The organism is Streptomyces sp. H27-H5 (assembly GCF_026627505.1).
Classification (GTDB): domain Bacteria; phylum Actinomycetota; class Actinomycetes; order Streptomycetales; family Streptomycetaceae; genus Streptomyces.
In genome coordinates this window covers 63,939-81,233 of sequence record NZ_JAPNLK010000038.1, presented here as the reverse complement: position 1 = coordinate 81,233, position 17,295 = coordinate 63,939, and the positions used below count along the sequence as shown (strand labels likewise).

Genomic DNA, 17,295 nt, shown 5'->3' with positions numbered 1-17,295 from the left:
CCACCTCCGACCTGGACGATCTCCTGGCCAGGCTCGACCAGCACACCGCCGATCACCCAGAAGAATCCTCCGCCGCCAAGGCCGCGTGATCAACCCCCGAAGGACTTACGACGCAGACCACTTAGCGCTCGTGATGGAAGAGCTTCCCCTGGAGCAGGTGCGCACCCTGCTCGCCGTGGTCGACGAGGGCACCTTCGACGCCGCGGCCGCCGCCCTGCACGTGACCCCCTCCGCGATCAGTCAGCGCGTGAAGGCCCTGGAACAGCGCACGGGCCGGGTGCTGCTGATGCGCACCAAGCCCGTGCGGGCGACGGAGTCCGGGCAGGTGGTGATCCGGTTCGCCCGCCAACTGGCCCGGCTGGAACGCGACGCCCGCGCCGAGCTGGGCCTGGGCGCGGACGAGGCGCGCGGGCCGGTCCGCCTGCCGATGGCGGTCAACGCGGACTCGCTGGCCACCTGGCTGCTCCCGGCGCTGACCCGGGTGCCCCGCGACCCGCCCGTCTGCTTCGAACTGCACCGCGAGGACGAGGGACACACCACGACGCTGCTCCGCGAGGGGCAGGTGATGGCGGCGGTCACCTCCACGCCCGACCCGGTGGCCGGGTGCACGGTCCGGGCGCTCGGGCTGGCGCGCTACCTGCCGGTGGCGCGGCCCGACTTCGCCGCCCGATACCTGACCGGGGCGTTGGAACGGGACCTCCGGGAGGCGCCGGTGATCGTCTTCGACCGGCGCGACGAGCTCCAGGACCGGTTCGTACGGACCTTGGCGCGCGGCGCCGGCTCGGGGGTGGGGGCGAGTTCGATCAGGCACCACGTGCCGACCTCGGAGGGGTTCCGCGACGCCGTGGCCGCCGGCCTGGGATGGGGGCTGGTGCCGCAGGCGCAGGCCGACCCGCTCCTGCGGAGCGGCGAACTGGTGCTGTTGACGCCGAAGCGGACGATGGACGTGCCGCTGTACTGGCAGCAGTGGAAGCTGGACTCGCCCGCGCTCGCGGCGGTCGCGGAGGTGATCGCGGAGGCCGCGAGGGAGGCGTTGCTGCCTCCGGCGCGCTGACTCGGGCAGGTCCTACGCTGTCGACATGGAGTCCTACACGATCGGCCAGGCCGCGCGACTGCTCGGCGTGAGCGTCGACACGGCACGCCGCTGGGCCGACGCCGAACGCTTCCCCACGCGGCGGGAGGGCGCGCGGCGCATGGTCGAGGGACCGGACCTGGCGGCCTTCTGCGTGCAGGTGGCGCAGGAGGGCGACGAGGACGAGGAGACCCCCTCCACCTCGGCCCGCAACGCCTTCCCGGGCATCGTCACGGCCGTGAAACTCGGCACGGTCGACGCGCAGGTGGAGATCCAGGCCGGACCGCACCGGGTCGTGTCCCTGCTGACGCGGGAGGCGGTGGAGGAACTGGGACTGGAGGTCGGTGCGCGGGCGGTCGCCCGGGTGAAGTCGACCAGCGTGTTCGTCGACCGGGGCTGAGCGTGCGGTGGGGGTGAGTCGTGCGGTCGGGGCGTGCCGGTCGGGGTGTTCGGGTCGGCGGGGCGCCGGGGGTGAGGGTGTGTCACCGGCGCCTGGTAACTTCTACAGTGTTGTAGAAGCAAGCCGACGTATGGAGCTCTCATGGCCCTGTGGGACCGCATCAAGGAGTCCGCATCGACGATGCAGACCCAGCTCGTGGCAACCAAGAACGACCTCAAGAGCGGCGCGTTCCGCGACGCGAGCATGGCGATGTGCGCCCTGGTCGCCGCCGCCGACGGGACCATCGATCCCGACGAACGGCGGCGCGTGGCGCAGTTGATCGCCGGCAACGAGGTGCTGCGGAACTTCGACGCCGACGACCTGCGCCGCCGGTTCGAGACGAACCTGACCAAGCTCACCGCCGACTTCGACTTCGGCAAGGTCAGCGTGCTCCAGGAGATCGCCAAGGCGAAGAAGAAGCCGACCGAGGCGCGCGCCGTGATCCAGATAGGCATCGTCATCGGCGGGGCCGACGGGGACTTCGACAAGACCGAGCAGGCCGTGGTGCGCGAGGCCTGCTTCGCGCTGGACCTGCCCCCGCACGAGTTCGACCTCTGAGTCGCCCGCGCCCCTCTCCGACACCCCGGTGCCGCCGGCCGGCTCAGAGGGCCGTGGCGGTTCTCAAGACGCAGATCAGGGTCACCGCCGAGTTCGCGGACGAGAGCGCCGAGACCGTCGTGCCCGCCGCAGCGCCCCAGGTGGCCAGTCCGGCCGCCGTGCGCAGCGGAGGCCAGACGGGCGCCGGCGGGGCCGGGGACAGCAGGGCCGCCACGCGGCGCGGCACCGGCCCGGCCGTGGCCGCGGGGAGTCCCGGGGGAGTGGCGCGGGTGAGCAGGGCGGCCTTGCCGATGGCCGTGGCGACCGTACGCCGGTTGCCGACCCGGGCCGCCGCTTCCTCGTCCGCCCAGCGTTCGGCCGTGTACGACACGGCCGAACGCCACGGCCGCAGGAAGGGGTTGGCGCAGGCGCCCAGCCGCACCACCGTCTGAAACCGGTGGTGACGACCGGCGAGGTGCGCCCGCTCGTGGGCGAACAACGCGCGCCGCTCGGCGGGGTCGAGTGCCGACAGCAGCCCCGTCGTCACCACGACGCGGCCACCGTGCCGGCCCGGGCCGGGCAGCGCGTAGGCGTACGGTTCGGCGGCCGGCAGCACCGCCACCGGCCCGTCGGCCAGTCGCGCGAGGGCGTGCCGGCAGGCGCGCCGGACCCGGAGATCGCGCCACGCGCCGGCCGCGGCGCAGCCGAGTACGGCCGCCAGCGCGGGGATCGCCGCGGGGCCGGCCACCTCGTCGTAGGGGAGCGCCGTGCGCACCTCGGGGTCCGACCAGGCGTCGGGCAGCGGGTTGCCCGGCAGTTGGGCGGTGCCCACCACCATGAGCAGGGCCAGGCACAGGGTGCTGCACAGGGCCAGCGCGGCGGCCGCGCCGGTCAGCAGCCAGGTGGCGGTGCGCGGGTGCAGGTGCTGCGCGGCCGGCCGGGCGAGCGGCCAGGCGGTCAGGGGCAGGACCAGGGGAAGGAAGACGAGCAGGCCCATCGGTGTCCCTCCCGTCACGCCCGGGCCGGGCCGGAGCCGGGCGACCCGTCGCCCGGCAGCGCACCGCCGAGCAGTTCGCGCAGCAGTCGCTCGTCGTGGGGCGACAGGGCGGTGACGAAGCTGGCCAGCACCGCGTCACGGTCCGCTTCCCCGTCCAGGACCTTGCGCATCCGCAGCGCGGCCAGTCCGGCGCCGTCCGCGACGGGCGTCCAACGGAACGACCGGCCGGATCGCTCCCGCTCGACGGCGCCCTTGTCGTGCAGGCGGGTCAGGATGGTGATCACCGTGGTGTAGGCGATGCCCCCGCCGATCCGCTCCTGCACCCAGCCCGCGGTGGCGGCCTCCGGGGACTCGCCGAGCGCGGCCAGCACCTGAGCCTCCAACTGGCCCTGGGCCCGACGTCGGGACGGGTGCGGGCCGGCGGCGCCACCCTCGTCGTGGTCGTTCATGCCGTCCGCCTTCCGGTCCGCGTCCCGACTGTCGCGGGGGAGGCCATCGTACTGACGCCCCGCGGCCGGGGTCCGGGTGCGGTCGTGTCCCGGCGCGGTGGTGTCCGGGGTCGGGCACCGGCGCGGCGGTGGCAGACTGGCGGCTGATCCGCCGAAGGGGAGTACCTCGTTGTCCATGTTCAGCAACCTGCGCCGGGCCGTCCGCCGCGGCTACCGGCGGGCCGTCGACCTCAGCCACCCGGCCCGTTCCCCTCTCGGCAGCGCGGTCGTCAACTGCCTCGTCTACCGCGACGGCCTCCGCCAGGAGGACTGCGGGGAGGTCGAGGAGGCACTGCGGCGGGTCCGCAAGAGCGGCGAGGGGTTCGTCTGGGTCGGCCTGCACGAGCCGAGCCAGGAGGAGATCACCGGGCTCGCCGGGCTGTTCGACCTGCACCCGCTCGCCGTCGAGGACGCCGTGAACGCCCACCAGCGGCCCAAGGTGGAGCGGTACGACGACACCCTCTTCGCCGTGTTCAAGACCGTTCGCTACGTCGAGCACGAGGAGCTGACCGCGACCAGCGAGGTCGTGGAGACCGGCGAGTTGATGGCCTTCGTCGGCGAGGACTTCGTCCTCACCATCCGGCACGGCGGCCGCGGCACCCTCGGCCCCGTCCGCGAGGCCCTGGAAGCCGCCCCGGACCAACTCGCCAAGGGGCCGGCGGCCGTTCTGCACGCCATCGCCGATCACGTGGTCGACGACTACGTGGCTGTCACCGACGCCGTGCAGAACGACATGGACGCCGTCGAGACCGCGGTGTTCAGCGAGTACGGCGGTCGTGGCGACGCCGGACGGATCTACCAGCTCAAGCGCGAACTCCTCGAACTGCGCAGGGCGGTGGCGCCCGTCGGTCGACCGCTGCACCTGCTGGCCACGGAGCCGATACCGCTCATCCCGCCGGACATCCGCGCGTACTTCCGCGACGTGGCCGATCACCTCACCCGCGCCACCGAACAGATCGGCGCCTACGACGGTCTCCTCGACTCCATCCTCCAGGCCCACCTCGCGCAGGTGACCGTGGCCCAGAACGAGGACATGCGCAAGATCACGGCCTGGGCCGCGATCGTCGCCGTGCCGACCATGGTCTGCGGGGTGTACGGCATGAACTTCGACCACATGCCGGAGCTGCACTGGACGTACGGATATCCGCTGGTGGTCGCGGTCATGGCGATCGCCTGCTTCGTGATCCACCGCGGATTCCGGCGCAACGGCTGGCTCTGACCCGGCCGGTTCCGAACCGGCACGACGGCGAGACCCGGGCGGGGACGTGCCCGTGTACGGGACGCAGGCCAGGACCCCGCACGCCGAACACCGCGATCGGCGTGCGGGGACTCCTCCCGACTTCTCGGAACCCGGCGCGGCGAAAGAGCCGCAGACACCACGCCGGACCCCGTGGTGTCCGGCCAGTCAACCAAGCCGGGCGGGGTCGCCACGACTGGTGCCCGACACGGAAAAGCCGCCGGTCGAAGGCGTGCGGCCTGGTCGATGATCCGAACCGGCCGGCCGCGCGCCCGACCTCAACCGGCCAGACTCATCAGCATCACCGGATCGGACGTCGGCCGGGGCGATCCGCCCGCCGGCTCCAGGGTGACCCCCACCGCGGTGGCCCGGCCGACCGGCCCGGTCATCAGGGTGCTTCCGTCACCGCCGACCAGGCCCGCCGGTCGCATCCCCGGACCGTCCGCGAACCACAGTTGGTACGTCTTGCCCGCCGGTGCGGGCGCCATCCCGGAGCCGACGAACGCGGCCCGGTTCCGCGCCGTGCTCACCACCACCGTGCCCTTCGCACCGGACGCGGTGCGACCCACCACCGTCCGGGCGTCCGGAGCGGTGATCACGTCCGTCAGGTTCTGGAGTTCGCGCAGCTCCCGGCCGGCCTGGACGGCCTGGTCCCGCTGCCACACCGCCGTGCCGCCCAGGGCGAGCGCCCCGGCCAGACAGGCCGCGAGGGCCAGCGGCAGGGCGCGCCTGCGCAGGCTCGGGATGCCGCGACGGGCCGGGGGCAGTTGCCGCACCGTGTCGATCCGGTCCAGTACGTGCGCGCGCATGGCGGGCGGCGGGGGCAGGGCGGTCGCCGAGCCGAGCCGGGCCGCCGTCGCCGTGAACTCCCGTACGTCCTGCGGGCACAGCGCGCACCGGGCCAGGTGGTGCTCGAAGGCGGTCCGTTCCTCGGAGTCCAGGGCGTTCAGGGCGTAGGCGCCGGCGAGGGCGTGCATGTGGTCGGTCCCGGTGCTCATACGTTGACCCCCATGCAGTCGCGCAGGCGGATCAGGCCGTCGCGCAACCGTGTCTTGACCGTGGGCAGCGGGGTGCCGAGGGTCTCCGCGACCTCGCGGTACGTCAGCCCCCCGTAGTAGGCGAGGCTGACGGCCTGCCGCTGGAGTTCGGTGAGGCCGCGCACACAGCGGCGTACCTGCTCGCTCTCCAGCCGGACCTCCACCTGCTCGCTCACCTCGTCGTAGGGGCGGGTGTGCTCCCGCGCCGCGTTCTCCTGCTCCCGGGCCGCCGCCGCCTGCGCGGAGCGGACCCGGTCCACCGCGCGCCGGTGCGCGATCGTCATCACCCAGGTCATGACGCTGCCCTTGTCGGAGCGATAGCGCGCGGCCTGCCGCCAGACGTCGATCAGCACCTCCTGGGCCACTTCCTCGGACTGCGCCCGGTCCCGCAGGACCTTGACGACGATGCCGTAGACGGGACCCGCGACCACGTCGTAGAGCGCGGCGAAGGCGTCCTGGTCGCCGCGGGCGATCTGGTCCATGAGGGCGGGCAGGTCGGGGCCGGGCTTCTCCCAGGCCGCGCCGAAGGTCACCGGTTGCCGCACGAGAGCCCCTTTCGCCCGAGGAGCCGGCCGTTTCGAGTACTGGTCATGGCAGGGGTTCCTTCGGGAGCGGCGACTGCTGACAGGGGTGACACATGGAGGGTTTCGTAGCCGGAGCCGCCATGGATTGGTTTGCTCCGGAACTGACAACAAGGGTTCTCCGCGCCCCGAATATCTGGTAGGAAAGTTTCCTAACCGAATCGGGAAGCCTCAACCACCGCATGGAGGCCTTGTGTTCACCCCCCAACGCAACAACAGGACCGTCGCGCTCGGCGCCCTGCTCGGCGCCGCCCTGCTCGCCGCGCCCGTCGCGGCCCACGCCACGGTGGCCCCGGCCACCGCACCCGCCGCTTCCACCGCGGCGGCCGCGACCGGACTCGACGACCCGGCGAAGAAGGACATCGCCATGCAGATCGTCTCCAGCGCGGAGAACTCCTCGCTGGACTGGAAGGCGCAGTACAAGTACATAGAGGACATCGACGACGGCCGCGGCTACACCGCCGGGATCATCGGGTTCTGTTCCGGCACCGGCGACATGCTGGACCTCGTCGAGTACTACACGCAGGTCAAGCCGGGCAACGTGCTCGCGAAGTACCTCCCGGCGCTGCGCAAGGTCGACGGCAGCGACTCGCACGCCGGCCTCGACCCGAACTTCACCAAGGACTGGGCCAAGGCCGCCCAGGACACGGAGTTCAAGAAGGCCCAGGACCACGAGCGCGACCGGGTCTACTTCAACCCCGCCGTCAAGCAGGGCAAGACCGACGGCATCGGCACCCTCGGCCAGTTCGCCTACTACGACGCCATCGTCATGCACGGCGACGGAAGCGACTCCACCAGCTTCCGCAACATCCGCAAGCGCGCCCTGACCAAGGCCAAGCCCCCGGCCCAGGGCGGCAACGAGACCACCTGGCTGAACGCCTTCCTCGACGCCCGCGTCTGGGCGATGAAGCAGGAGGAGGCCCACAGCGACACCAGCCGCGTCGACACCGCCCAGCGGGTGTGGCTGAAGAAGGGGAACCTGAACCTCGACACCCCGCTCGACTGGAAGGTCTACGGGGACCCCTTCCACATCGGCTGACCCGCCCCCCGCACCCCGCGCCCCCCTCCGGCGCCCGCATCCGCGGCCCGGGACGGTCCCTCCCCGTCCCGGGCCGCGGCCGCGTCGACCGGGCGGGCGGCGCCGGGTGACGCGTGTCTCCCCCGGGTTCCGGCAGGGGGCTGTCCAGACCGGTCCGATCACGAGATATCTTGATGTCGAGCAATGTTGCAGACGAGAGACGCAGACTGTGGAGCGGAGCATCCGGTGACTGACTCGACCATCATCTACACGCACACTGACGAGGCCCCGGCCCTCGCGACGTATTCCTTCCTGCCTGTGATCCAGGCATACGCGTCGACGGCCGGTGTGAATGTCGAGACCCGTGACATCTCCCTGGCCGGTCGGATCATCGCCAGCTTCCCCGAGCACCTGGAAGAGGGCCAGCGCATCGCGGACGCCCTCGCCGAGCTGGGCGAACTGGCGAAGACCCCGGGCGCCAACATCATCAAGCTGCCCAACGTGTCGGCCTCGATCCCGCAGCTCAAGGCCGCGGTCGCCGAGCTCCAGGGTCAGGGCTACGCGCTCCCGGACTACCCGGACGACCCGAAGAGCGACGACGAGCGCGAGATCCGCGCCCGCTACGACAAGATCAAGGGCAGCGCCGTCAACCCGGTCCTGCGCGAGGGCAACTCCGACCGCCGCGCCCCCGCCTCGGTCAAGAACTACGCCAAGGCCCACCCCCACCGCATGGGCGCCTGGACCTCCGAGTCGAAGACGAACGTCGCCACCATGGGCGCCGACGACTTCCGCTCCACCGAGAAGTCCACCGTGATCACCGAGGCCGGCACGCTCCGCATCGAGCACGTGGCCGCCGACGGCACCACCACCGTCCTGCGCGAGTCCGTACCGGTCCTCGCCGGTGAGGTCGTGGACGCGTCCGTCATGCACGTCGACGCGCTGCGCACCTTCCTGAACGCCCAGATCGAGCGCGCCAAGACCGAGGACGTGCTGTTCTCCGTCCACCTCAAGGCCACGATGATGAAGGTCTCCGACCCCATCGTCTTCGGCCACGTGGTCCGCGCCTTCTTCCCGAAGACCTTCGCCCGCCACGGCGAGACCCTGGCAGCCGCCGGTCTGTCCCCCAACGACGGCCTCGGCACCATCCTGAACGGCCTGGGCGCGCTGCCCGCCGCCGCCGCCATCAAGGCCTCGTTCGACGCCGAGCTCGCCGAGGGCCCCGCCCTCGCCATGGTCGACTCGGACAAGGGCATCACCAACCTGCACGTCCCCTCCGACGTGATCGTCGACGCCTCCATGCCGGCGATGATCCGCACCTCCGGTCACATGTGGGGCCCCGACGGCGCCGAGGCCGACACCCTCGCCGTCCTCCCGGACAGCAGCTACGCCGGTGTCTACCAGGCCGTCATCGACGACTGCCGCGCGCACGGCGCCTTCGACCCCTCCACGATGGGCTCGGTGCCGAACGTCGGCCTCATGGCCCAGAAGGCCGAGGAGTACGGCAGCCACGACAAGACCTTCGAGATCGCCGCCGCGGGCACCGTCCGCCTCGTCGACGCCGAGGGCAACGTGGTCCTGGAGCAGAAGGTCGCCAAGGGCGACGTCTTCCGCGCCTGCCAGACCAAGGACGCGCCGATCCAGGACTGGGTCAAGCTCGCCGTCACCCGCGCCCGCGCCACCGGCGACCCGGCCGTCTTCTGGCTGGACGAGGGCCGCGCGCACGACGCGCAGCTGATCGCCAAGGTCAAGACGTACCTCGCCGACCACGACACCGAGGGTCTGACCATCAAGATCCTCTCCCCGGTCGAGGCCACCGCCTTCTCCCTGGAGCGCATCCGCCGCGGCGAGGACACCATCTCGGTGACCGGCAACGTGCTGCGCGACTACCTGACCGACCTCTTCCCGATCCTGGAGCTGGGCACCAGCGCCAAGATGCTGTCGGTCGTCCCGCTGATGAACGGCGGCGGCCTCTTCGAGACCGGCGCCGGCGGCTCCGCCCCGAAGCACGTGCAGCAGCTCGTCAAGGAGAACTACCTGCGCTGGGACTCCCTCGGTGAGTTCCTCGCGCTGGCCGTCTCCTTCGAGCACCTCGCGACCACCACCGGCAACGCCCGCGCCCAGGTGCTGGCCGACACCCTGGACCGCGCGACCGGCACCTTCCTCAACGAGGACAAGTCGCCGAGCCGCAAGCTGGGCGGCATCGACAACCGCGGCAGCCACTTCTACCTCGCCCTGTACTGGGCGCAGGAGCTGGCCAAGCAGACCGACGACGCCGAGCTCGCGACCGCGTTCGAGGCCCTCGCCAAGTCGCTGGGCGAGCAGGAGGAGACCATCGTCTCCGAGCTCATCGCGGTGCAGGGCTCCCCGGCGGACATCGGCGGGTACTACCAGCCCGACGCCGCCAAGGCCTCGAAGATCATGCGCCCGTCCGAGACCCTGAACCAGGCCCTCGCGATCCTGGGCTGACGCCCACCGCGTGTCCGCCGACGCCCCGACCGGCACCTCCCGGCCGGGGCGTCGGCGCGTCCGGGCGCCCGCGGCCGTATTCCGGTTGTGAAGGGGGCCGGCCCGCGGCTAGTAATACGGGGTGATCACTGGACAGCTGGCCGGGCTGCGCGCCCGCCACCCCGACGACGTGGCGATCCTGCACGCCGGACTCTACGACGACGTCCCGAACCACGCCCGGTCGGACTCGCGCCCCTGGCGCCCGCTGACCCTGGCGAGCGGCCACTCCCCCTACGAACCCGACGGGCCCTCCGACGACGGCAAGGCCGCCTTCTCCGTCGTCGACCTGGCCACCGGCGAACTCGCCGGCGAGGCCCTGCTGTGGGGCATCGACCTCCACAACCGGGGCGCCCACCTCGGGATGTCCCTCCTGCCCGGCGCCCGCGGCCGCGGGATCGGCGCGGAAACCGTACAGCTCCTGTGCCACTACGGGTTCACCGTGCGCGGTCTGCACCGGCTCCAGTTGGAGACCCTCGCCGACAACCCGGCCATGATCCGGGCCGCACAGAGCGCGGGCTTCCAGGTCGAGGGCACCCTGCGGCGCTCCGCGTGGGTGTACGGGGCCTTCGTCGACGAGATGATCCTCGGACTGCCCGCCGATGAGTGGCAACGCCCGTCCTGGGACAGCTGATTCGCCCCACAGGAGCCCGCCGGGTGCGTTGGCCTGCCGCCGGTGAGCTGGGGGGAGAACTGGTGGCTCGTCGAGACGACACGTCCTGCGCCGGAATCGGGTGCGTGGGATATCTGCTGCTCAACCTGGTGGTCATCGTCGGAGGGCTGCTCGCCACACCGGTGCTGATCCCCGACCTCATGGCCCGGCAGGACCCGCCGGTACGCGTGGAGGGCCCCGGGGCTTGGGCGATCCTGTACGGCATACCCGTCGTGGTCGCGCTCGCCGTCACGGCCCTCGCCGGTCGGGGTACCGCCGGCTTCGTGTGGTGGCGGTTCCTGGCCCGGGGGGCCCTCCTCCTCGCCGTCGTCGCGGGCGCGGTGCTCTACACCGGGCACCGGGTGGAGGACATCGAATCGTGGAACGCACGCGGCGCCCTGACGAGCGGCGCCGCCGGGCTGGCCGCCCTCGCCGTGTACCTCGGCGTGCGCCGCTGGGACCGCACGCGCGGGGCGCGCCCCCGGGCCGGGGAGATCTGGTTGGCCATGGTGCCGCTGCGGGAGGACCCGTCGCGGCACCTGCGGCACTACTGCGTGGTGCTCGCCGCCGGGCTCGGCCGCGCCGAGGTCGCGCAGATCACCCAAGGACAAGGACGGCCGGCGCGACCACGTCCGGCTCCCCAACGACGGCTGGGACGAGGTCTCCGGCCGCCCCCACTGGGTGGAGATCGGCCGCGAGCCCCGGGTCGTCCGCTACCGGAAGTTCCTCGCGTCCCGGCCGCAGGGCCGCTGCCCGGACGCCGTCTGGTCCCAACTCCGCTCCCGCCGACCGGTGTCGGCGCGCTCCTCGGTGCCCGTGTCGAGGCTGTGGGGCCGGATCCGCCGGATCTGACCGGCGCTGGATTCCGGTGCGGACGTCGGCCGCCACGCGGAAGCCGATGTTGCCCGCGGAGCTGTCCGGGGTGTTGCGGGTGCGGGCCGCGACGCGGTAGCGGTTGCAGTACGAGTCGTGGCACATGTGCGAGCCGCCGCGCATCGCGCGCTCCGGGCCGGCCGCCGCGAAACGGTCCGCGGACCACTCCCACACGTTGCCGACCGTGTTGTACAGCCCGTGCCCGTTGGGGCGGAAGGACTTCGCGGGGGCCGTGCCCGCGTAGCCGTCCGCACGCGTGTTGTGCCGGGGGAAGTCGCCGTTCCAGATGTTGCACATGTACCGCCCGTCGGGGCGCGGTTCATCACCCCAGGGGTACCGCTTCCCCTCCAAGCCGCCGCGCGCCGCGAACTCCCACTCGGGCTCCGTGGGAAGCCGGGTGCCGGACCAGGCGCAGTAGGCCTGGGCCTCGTTCCACGACACGTGCACCACCGGGTGGTCCTGCCGCGCGGCGAACGAGGAACCCGGTCCCTCGGGGCGCCGCCAGTCCGCGCCGTCGACCGCCCGCCACCACGGGGTGCCGGCCACCGCCGGTGAGTGCGCGGCGAGTCCGGGCGCGAGGAACCCGGCGAAGACGAAGCTGAACCCGAAGGACTCCGCCTCCGTGACGTGCCCGGTGGCCTTCACGAACGAGGCGAACCGGGCGTTGGTGACGGTGGTCGGGGCGATGCGGAACGCCCCGACCACCGCCTCCCGTACCGGCCCCTCGCTGTCCGCCGGGAAGCCGTCCGGGTCCTCGGTGCCCATCAGGAACCGGCCGCCCGCCAGCTCCACCAGATCGCGGGCGGCCCGCCGCGCCGCCGGGTCGACCGGCCGCGCGGGCGGCGGCGGTCCGAGCGTGATCACGCTGGAGGCCGGTTCGCGGCCGGGGGTGCAGCAGGACTCGGTCGGCACGGGCATCACTCCTGGGTGGGCGCTACGGGCGGGTCGGGGGCTCAGCCGGTGCGGTCGGCGGCCAGCCGCGCCGCCAGCGCCGGGACACCGAGGGCCTGCTCCTGCGCGGGTGTGGCCTGGTACAGCAGGTTCTTCAGCTGGTACGGGTCGGCGGCCAGGTCGTAGTACTCCCGGAAGGTGACCTGTCCGGTGCCGGACACGGCGCCCGTCGCGTCGGTGTACAGGTCGTAGTACTCCGTATATTGCTTGTCCTTGGCCACGTACGAGGCCCAGGACTTCGGGCCCTCGCCGCCGGTGCCCTTCTTCCACCACTGGACCAGCAGGTGGTCCCGGGACTCGGAGCCGAGCAGGGACCGCCCGTCCTGACCGGCGGGCCGTGCGAGGCCCGCGGCGTCCAGGATCGTCGGCGCGATGTCGATGTTCGCGACGATGCGGTGGTCCGTGGTGTCGCCGCCGAGACCGCCGGCGGGCCAGGACAGGTAGAAGGGGACCTCGTGGGCGGGGGAGTAGGGCACCGACTTCTTGGTCCAGCCGTGGTCCGCCCAGGTGTAGCCGTTGTCCCCGGTGAAGATGACGAGCGTGTTCTCCAACTGGCCCAGCGCGACGAGCTTGTCGTGGATGGCCTGCACCGCGTCGTCCACCGAGAGCAGGCTGCGCAGTTGGCGCTTGCGGGTCTCGCGGGCGTCGTCGAGGGTGGACGTCGCGTCGCGGATGTAGGCGGGCTTGTCGGAGCGGTCGTCCTCAGGGACCGAGGGGCGGCCGTTCCAGGCGGGGACGGGTGTTTCGGTGTACTTCGGCGCGGGGGTGTTCGGCGCGTGCGAGGCGTACGGGGTGACGTACGCGAACCAGGGCCGGCTGTCGGTGGTCGACTTGTCGAGGAAGGCCAGTGTCCGGTTCTTGACGATGTTGGTGGTGTAGCCGGGGAGCTGTTGGACGGTGCCGTCCACGTTCCAGCGGGCGTCGTTGTAGCCGGGCTGGAGGAGGGCGAACTCCTCGAAGTGCGGCGGATTGTCCGGCAAGGTCCAGGCGTTGAGGTACTTGCCGAACAGCCCCGTGCGGTAGCCGGCCTGCTTGAGGTGGCGCTGCACGGTGGTCGCCTGGTCGAGGCTGTACGAGGCGGAGTTGTTGCGCACGCCGTGGTGGTGCGCGTGCCGTCCGGAGAAGATCGAGGACCGGGACGGCGCGCACAGCGGGGTCGCCGCGTGCCCGTGGGTGAAGGTGACGCCGTGGCCCCCGAGCCATTCGATGGTCTTCGGTATGGCCCAGTCGGTCTGCTTGGGCTGGTCGTCGGTGACGATGAGCAGGATGTTGGGGCGCGCCGCCGGCGCGGCCGCCGCGTCCCGGGCGAGGGCCGGGGTGGCCGCGGCGGCGGCCACGGCCGCGGCGCCGGCGAGGAAGCCGCGTCTGCCGACGGCGGAGTTCCGGGGCCCGCTGGTGGTGTGCTGCTCGCTCACGAGGGTCTCCTGTACGTGCGGGGGAAGGTGACGTACGTACGCGGGGCTCGCACCGGACCTCACGGCCCGCCGAACCCGCAGGTCAGACCCTAGAATTCGGGCAGCCGCGACTCAATGTCGGCCGCATGGCAGTGCTGTGGCAGTGCTGTGGCGCGAACATGGCCACTGTGGCGCGGACATGGCGGCGCCGTGCCGCGCGCGTAACGGCCCGGTGCCGCCCCGTCGAGGCCCCGCTGTGTGCGTACGGCCTCAGAGGCGGTGGACCCGGCCCTCTCCGACGGCCAGCGGGTGGCGTCCGGCGGCCAGGATCCGCAGGCCGGGCGCGACGGCGAGCAGCTCGCGCAGCCAGCGCAGGGTGTCGGCCGTCAGGTGGTCGACGCCGTCCAGGACGAGGAGCATGTCCCGCTCCGCGAGCCAGGAGGCGGCGTCGCGCGTGCCGTAGGGCAGGAAGGGCATGCCGGGTACACAGCCCAGTGCGGCCACCAGCTCCCGGACGCCACCGGCCTCGGCCACGGTGACCACGGCCACCCCGTCGCAGAAGTTGGACGCGAGCCGCCGTGCGACGTCGCGCACCAACAGGCTGCGCGGCGCGCGGAACCGGCCGGTCACGGTCAGCACCCGGCCCCGCCGGACGGCGGTGAGCAGCCATGACAGTTCCGTCGATGTCATCGGCAGCGTTCCGGACGGTCGAGATTCCCCCATCGGCACGATGCCCCCCATTGCATGCGCGACCAGGCGCGGCAAGAGGCGTGCTTCAGGCCGCATGCCGATGATTATGCGCCAGTTTCGTGGCAAGACCGGCGGAATGTCTTATTCCGCCGAATGGCTTGCACGGCTTGCCGGGCCCCGTCCCCGCCGGGCGGCGGCCCACGGGGGCGTGTGGTCGGATGGCGATCATGGGCCATGACCACGGTGCACCCCCGGCCGCCGCCGGCACCCTCAGCGGGACCTACCGCCCACGCCTGCTGTGGACGATCGCCATCAGCGTCTCCATCACCGTCCTCCAAGTGGTCGGCTCCCTGCTGTCCGGGAGCCTCGCCCTGCTCGCGGACGCCGCCCACAGCCTCACCGACGCCGTCGGCGTCTCCCGCCAAGGACCACAGCCTGAACCTGCGGGGCGCCGCCGGTGCTGACCGCCCACGTCGTCGTCGACCCCGCGACCCTGCGCGGCGAGGACCACGGCCGTCTCCTCACCCGCTTGCAGGCATGTGTCGGCGATCATTTCGACGTCGCCCACTCGACCCTCCAGTTGGAGCCCGAGGGCCACGCGGAGGACGGGTCCGCCCTGCACGGCTGACCCTCGCCCACCCCCGGAGCGGTCCACGACGTGGGTGACGCGCGTCGGCCGGACGACGGAGGGCCCGTAGACGACGCACGCGGCGGGAGGTCCGGCGGGCGGAACGCGGCGCGCCAAGCCCCCAGGTGGGGAACGCCCGGGCCCGCCGTCCCGGGGCCCGCCCGCGGGCCCGCGGGCCGGCACGGAACGTTGCGGACGCGTCCGCGCGGCCACGGGACCCGACCGGGACCGCGGTGCGCCAAGGGCCCCGGGGCGGAAGCCGTGTTGGCCAAGGCAAAGCGGTCGGCGTAGTTCCCGTGGTCCCCGTGACGTACGTGCCGGGCCCCGGCTCCGGGGGAACGGTTGTTTGGCAGCCGGGAATCGGCTCTACTGCTGTGCAGCCCCGCAGCCGGGGCATATTCCGGGGAGGGGCACACATGAGAGCGGACCGGCGGGCAGAGCGGGAGGCACGACCCGCGTCGCACCGACGCCGTCCCCGCTTCCGGGGGCGCAGACCCCTGCTGGCGTTCCTGATGTCGGCCTTCCTGCTCGTCGGCGTCTGCGCCGCGACGGGCGTCGCCTGGGACCCCTTCACCGCCGACGCCCACCAGAACCGCGCGACGCCCGAGATCGACGCGCCCTGGACCATCGCCCCCGGCGGCGATCCCTCGTCCGAGGCCTCCCGCACGCCCGAGGCCACCCCGAGCCCGAGCGGATCCCCCGAGGCGTCCGAACCGGCGACCCCACGCGGGCAGGTGGACACCGGGGGCGTCCGCCCCGCGGGCGCCCTGCCCTTCGACATGCCCCGACCGGCCGCGCTGCGCTCGGGCTCCGCCGGCAAGAAGCTGGTGTTCGCCCACTACTTCACCCCGTACCCGCTGTCCCTCGACAACGCGAGCGCGGACGTGGACTACTACACCCGCAACTACCTCGAACCCGACGGGGAGCGCGGCAAGCACGAGCGGTACGGCGGCCTGCTGCGCGACCGCCCGCTGCCCGTCCAGCCCAAGGGCGGCAACTGGGAGTACGCCAACCTCCAGCAGGAGGTGCGCACCGCCCGCGCCGCCGGCATCGACGGGTTCACCCTCGACATGCTCTCCCTCTCCGGCAAGAACTGGGAGCGCTGCAACCTCCTGATGGAGGCCGCCCGTTCGGTCGACCCCGACTTCAAGATCATGCTGATGCCGGACATGACCTCGCTGAAGACCGACGACCCGGGCGTACTCGCCGACGCCATCGCCGCCCTCGGCAAGAGCCCCGCCGCCCACCGGCTCGGCGACGGACGGCTCGTCGTGTCGCCCTTCAAGGCCGAGGCCAAGAACGTGGCCTGGTGGACCCGGGTGATCGACAACCTGAAGTCCGAGCACGGCATCCGCACCGCCTTCGTCCCCCTCTTCCTCGACTTCGGCGCCAACGGCGCGGGCTTCGCACCGATCAGCCACGGCTTCTCCGAGTGGGGCAGCCGCAGTTACGTCGGCCAGGAGAGCTCGACGCGAGACGTCCGACGGGCACACGAGATGGGCAAGATCTGGATGCAGCCCGTCTCCGTCCAGGACGCCCGCCCCAACCAGGGCATCTACGACGAGGCCGGCAACACCGCCACGCTCCGGTCCACGTGGACGCACGCCATCGACGACGACGCCGACTGGGTGCAGCTGACCACCTGGAACGACTACTCCGAGGGCAGCCAGTTCGCCCCGTCCCTGCACAACGGGTACGCCTACCTGGACCTCACCTCGTACTACCTGACCCGCTTCAAGACGGGCGACTGGCCGCGGATCGTCCGCGACACCCTGTACCTCACGGCCCGCACCCAGTTCGCCGCCGCCGACCCGACCGGTGACCAGTCGCTGGTCATGTCGCTGCGCAGGGGCAGCGCGGCCCCCCGGGACACCGTGGAGGTACTGAGCTTCCTGACGGGGTCGGCGAGGATCCGTACGGCCGTCGGCGCCGCCAAGGACACCCACGAGGCCCCGGCCGGGCTCCACACCGAACTGCTGCCGCTGAAGACGGGCGTCAGCTCGGCGGAAGTGGTGCGGGACGGCCGGACCGTGACGGAGGTCGAGCTCCCCTACCCGGCGGACCGCAGGGTGGAGGTCCAGGACCTCCAGTACTACGCGGCGACCAGCGGCCGGGAGTAGCCCGGCCCCGGCGGCGGTCCTCAGCTCCGGGGGCGGTCCTCCGGCCGCCGGGGCGGTCTTCCGGTCCGAACCCGCCCCG

General features: G+C 72.5%; 16 protein-coding genes and 1 pseudogene. 10 read left to right on the top strand and 7 right to left on the bottom strand.

Annotated elements, in window-relative coordinates:
- The first annotated feature begins 133 nt into the window (after positions 1-133).
- The 3 genes from OTB19_RS20140 to OTB19_RS20130 all read left to right on the top strand — a co-directional run bounded on the left by OTB19_RS20140 (position 134) and on the right by OTB19_RS20130 (position 2,069).
- Complete coding sequence (locus OTB19_RS20140) at positions 134-1,054, top strand: LysR family transcriptional regulator ArgP (protein WP_267799706.1); 921 nt, start codon at positions 134-136, stop codon at positions 1,052-1,054.
- Positions 1,055-1,079: 25 nt separating this feature from the next.
- Positions 1,080-1,472: a TOBE domain-containing protein gene (locus tag OTB19_RS20135; RefSeq protein ID WP_267799705.1), complete on the top strand. Its 393-nt coding sequence runs from the start codon at positions 1,080-1,082 to the stop codon at positions 1,470-1,472.
- A gap of 141 nt (positions 1,473-1,613) precedes the next feature.
- Positions 1,614-2,069: a tellurite resistance TerB family protein gene (locus tag OTB19_RS20130; RefSeq protein ID WP_267799704.1), complete on the top strand. Its 456-nt coding sequence runs from the start codon at positions 1,614-1,616 to the stop codon at positions 2,067-2,069.
- Positions 2,070-2,112: 43 nt separating this feature from the next.
- Here OTB19_RS20130 and OTB19_RS20125 read toward each other — a convergent pair whose 3' ends face one another.
- Both OTB19_RS20125 and OTB19_RS20120 read right to left on the bottom strand, forming a co-directional pair.
- Positions 2,113-3,045, bottom strand: a complete 933-nt coding sequence (locus tag OTB19_RS20125) for a M56 family metallopeptidase (RefSeq protein ID WP_267799703.1) — start codon at positions 3,043-3,045, stop codon at positions 2,113-2,115.
- Positions 3,046-3,059: 14 nt separating this feature from the next.
- Complete coding sequence (locus tag OTB19_RS20120) at positions 3,060-3,494, bottom strand: BlaI/MecI/CopY family transcriptional regulator (RefSeq protein WP_267799702.1); 435 nt, start codon at positions 3,492-3,494, stop codon at positions 3,060-3,062.
- A 175-nt stretch (positions 3,495-3,669) separates the two neighbouring features.
- On the opposite strand from OTB19_RS20120, the gene corA reads away from it, so the two are divergent.
- Positions 3,670-4,752, top strand: coding sequence for a magnesium/cobalt transporter CorA (corA, locus tag OTB19_RS20115; protein WP_267799701.1), 1,083 nt, complete (start codon positions 3,670-3,672; stop codon positions 4,750-4,752).
- A 296-nt stretch (positions 4,753-5,048) separates the two neighbouring features.
- Here the strand turns inward: corA and OTB19_RS20110 are convergent, their stop codons facing one another.
- Positions 5,049-5,768, bottom strand: coding sequence for an anti-sigma factor (locus tag OTB19_RS20110; RefSeq protein ID WP_267799699.1), 720 nt, complete (start codon positions 5,766-5,768; stop codon positions 5,049-5,051).
- Complete coding sequence (gene sigK, locus OTB19_RS20105; RefSeq protein WP_267799698.1) at positions 5,765-6,352, bottom strand: ECF RNA polymerase sigma factor SigK; 588 nt, start codon at positions 6,350-6,352, stop codon at positions 5,765-5,767. The genes OTB19_RS20110 and sigK overlap by 4 nt, the downstream gene beginning before the upstream one ends.
- A gap of 229 nt (positions 6,353-6,581) precedes the next feature.
- Here sigK and OTB19_RS20100 point away from each other — a divergent pair, with 229 nt between their 5' ends.
- From OTB19_RS20100 to OTB19_RS20090, 3 genes are all read left to right on the top strand, one after another.
- Positions 6,582-7,427 carry a chitosanase gene (locus OTB19_RS20100; RefSeq protein WP_324290530.1) on the top strand — a complete coding sequence of 282 codons (846 nt, stop codon included), beginning with the start codon at positions 6,582-6,584 and terminating at the stop codon, positions 7,425-7,427.
- Positions 7,428-7,652: 225 nt separating this feature from the next.
- Complete coding sequence (locus tag OTB19_RS20095) at positions 7,653-9,872, top strand: NADP-dependent isocitrate dehydrogenase (protein ID WP_267799697.1); 2,220 nt, start codon at positions 7,653-7,655, stop codon at positions 9,870-9,872.
- A gap of 121 nt (positions 9,873-9,993) precedes the next feature.
- A complete protein-coding gene (locus tag OTB19_RS20090; RefSeq protein ID WP_267799696.1) occupies positions 9,994-10,542 on the top strand; it encodes a GNAT family N-acetyltransferase in 549 nt (182 codons plus the stop codon).
- A gap of 894 nt (positions 10,543-11,436) precedes the next feature.
- Here the strand turns inward: OTB19_RS20090 and OTB19_RS20085 are convergent.
- The 3 genes and pseudogenes from OTB19_RS20085 to OTB19_RS20075 form a co-directional block, all read right to left on the bottom strand.
- Positions 11,437-12,351, bottom strand: a pseudogene (locus tag OTB19_RS20085) (formylglycine-generating enzyme family protein); the annotation flags it as partial.
- 35 nt (positions 12,352-12,386) lie between these two features.
- Positions 12,387-13,799 (bottom strand): sulfatase, encoded by a 1,413-nt coding sequence (locus tag OTB19_RS20080; protein ID WP_267799695.1) that lies wholly within the window; start codon positions 13,797-13,799, stop codon positions 12,387-12,389.
- 249 nt (positions 13,800-14,048) lie between these two features.
- Positions 14,049-14,468, bottom strand: a complete 420-nt coding sequence (locus OTB19_RS20075) for a hypothetical protein (protein WP_267799694.1) — start codon at positions 14,466-14,468, stop codon at positions 14,049-14,051.
- A 227-nt stretch (positions 14,469-14,695) separates the two neighbouring features.
- Here OTB19_RS20075 and OTB19_RS20070 point away from each other — a divergent pair, with 227 nt between their 5' ends.
- The 3 genes from OTB19_RS20070 (at position 14,696) to OTB19_RS20060 (ending at position 17,216) form a co-directional block, all read left to right on the top strand.
- Complete coding sequence (locus tag OTB19_RS20070; RefSeq protein WP_267799693.1) at positions 14,696-14,932, top strand: hypothetical protein; 237 nt, start codon at positions 14,696-14,698, stop codon at positions 14,930-14,932.
- Positions 14,926-15,096 carry a hypothetical protein gene (locus OTB19_RS20065; protein WP_420716872.1) on the top strand — a complete coding sequence of 57 codons (171 nt, stop codon included), beginning with the start codon at positions 14,926-14,928 and terminating at the stop codon, positions 15,094-15,096. Before OTB19_RS20070 ends, OTB19_RS20065 begins: the two co-directional genes overlap by 7 nt.
- A gap of 416 nt (positions 15,097-15,512) precedes the next feature.
- Positions 15,513-17,216 (top strand): glycoside hydrolase family 71 protein, encoded by a 1,704-nt coding sequence (locus OTB19_RS20060; protein ID WP_267799692.1) that lies wholly within the window; start codon positions 15,513-15,515, stop codon positions 17,214-17,216.
- The last annotated feature ends 79 nt before the right edge of the window (positions 17,217-17,295 follow it).

What these genes read in the sequence shown, in the direction of transcription:
- OTB19_RS20130 (WP_267799704.1), top strand. Translation starts at nt 1,614, where the DNA reads ATGGCCCTGTGGGACCGCATCAAGGAGTCCGCATCGACGATGCAGACC.
- OTB19_RS20135 (WP_267799705.1), top strand. Translation starts at nt 1,080, where the DNA reads ATGGAGTCCTACACGATCGGCCAGGCCGCGCGACTGCTCGGCGTGAGC.
- OTB19_RS20125 (WP_267799703.1), bottom strand. Translation starts at nt 3,045, where the DNA reads ATGGGCCTGCTCGTCTTCCTTCCCCTGGTCCTGCCCCTGACCGCCTGG.
- OTB19_RS20060 (WP_267799692.1), top strand. Translation starts at nt 15,513, where the DNA reads ATGAGAGCGGACCGGCGGGCAGAGCGGGAGGCACGACCCGCGTCGCAC.
- OTB19_RS20110 (WP_267799699.1), bottom strand. Translation starts at nt 5,768, where the DNA reads ATGAGCACCGGGACCGACCACATGCACGCCCTCGCCGGCGCCTACGCC.
- OTB19_RS20075 (WP_267799694.1), bottom strand. Translation starts at nt 14,468, where the DNA reads ATGACATCGACGGAACTGTCATGGCTGCTCACCGCCGTCCGGCGGGGC.
- OTB19_RS20140 (WP_267799706.1), top strand. Translation starts at nt 134, where the DNA reads ATGGAAGAGCTTCCCCTGGAGCAGGTGCGCACCCTGCTCGCCGTGGTC.
- OTB19_RS20120 (WP_267799702.1), bottom strand. Translation starts at nt 3,494, where the DNA reads ATGAACGACCACGACGAGGGTGGCGCCGCCGGCCCGCACCCGTCCCGA.
- corA (WP_267799701.1), top strand. Translation starts at nt 3,670, where the DNA reads ATGTTCAGCAACCTGCGCCGGGCCGTCCGCCGCGGCTACCGGCGGGCC.
- OTB19_RS20070 (WP_267799693.1), top strand. Translation starts at nt 14,696, where the DNA reads ATGGGCCATGACCACGGTGCACCCCCGGCCGCCGCCGGCACCCTCAGC.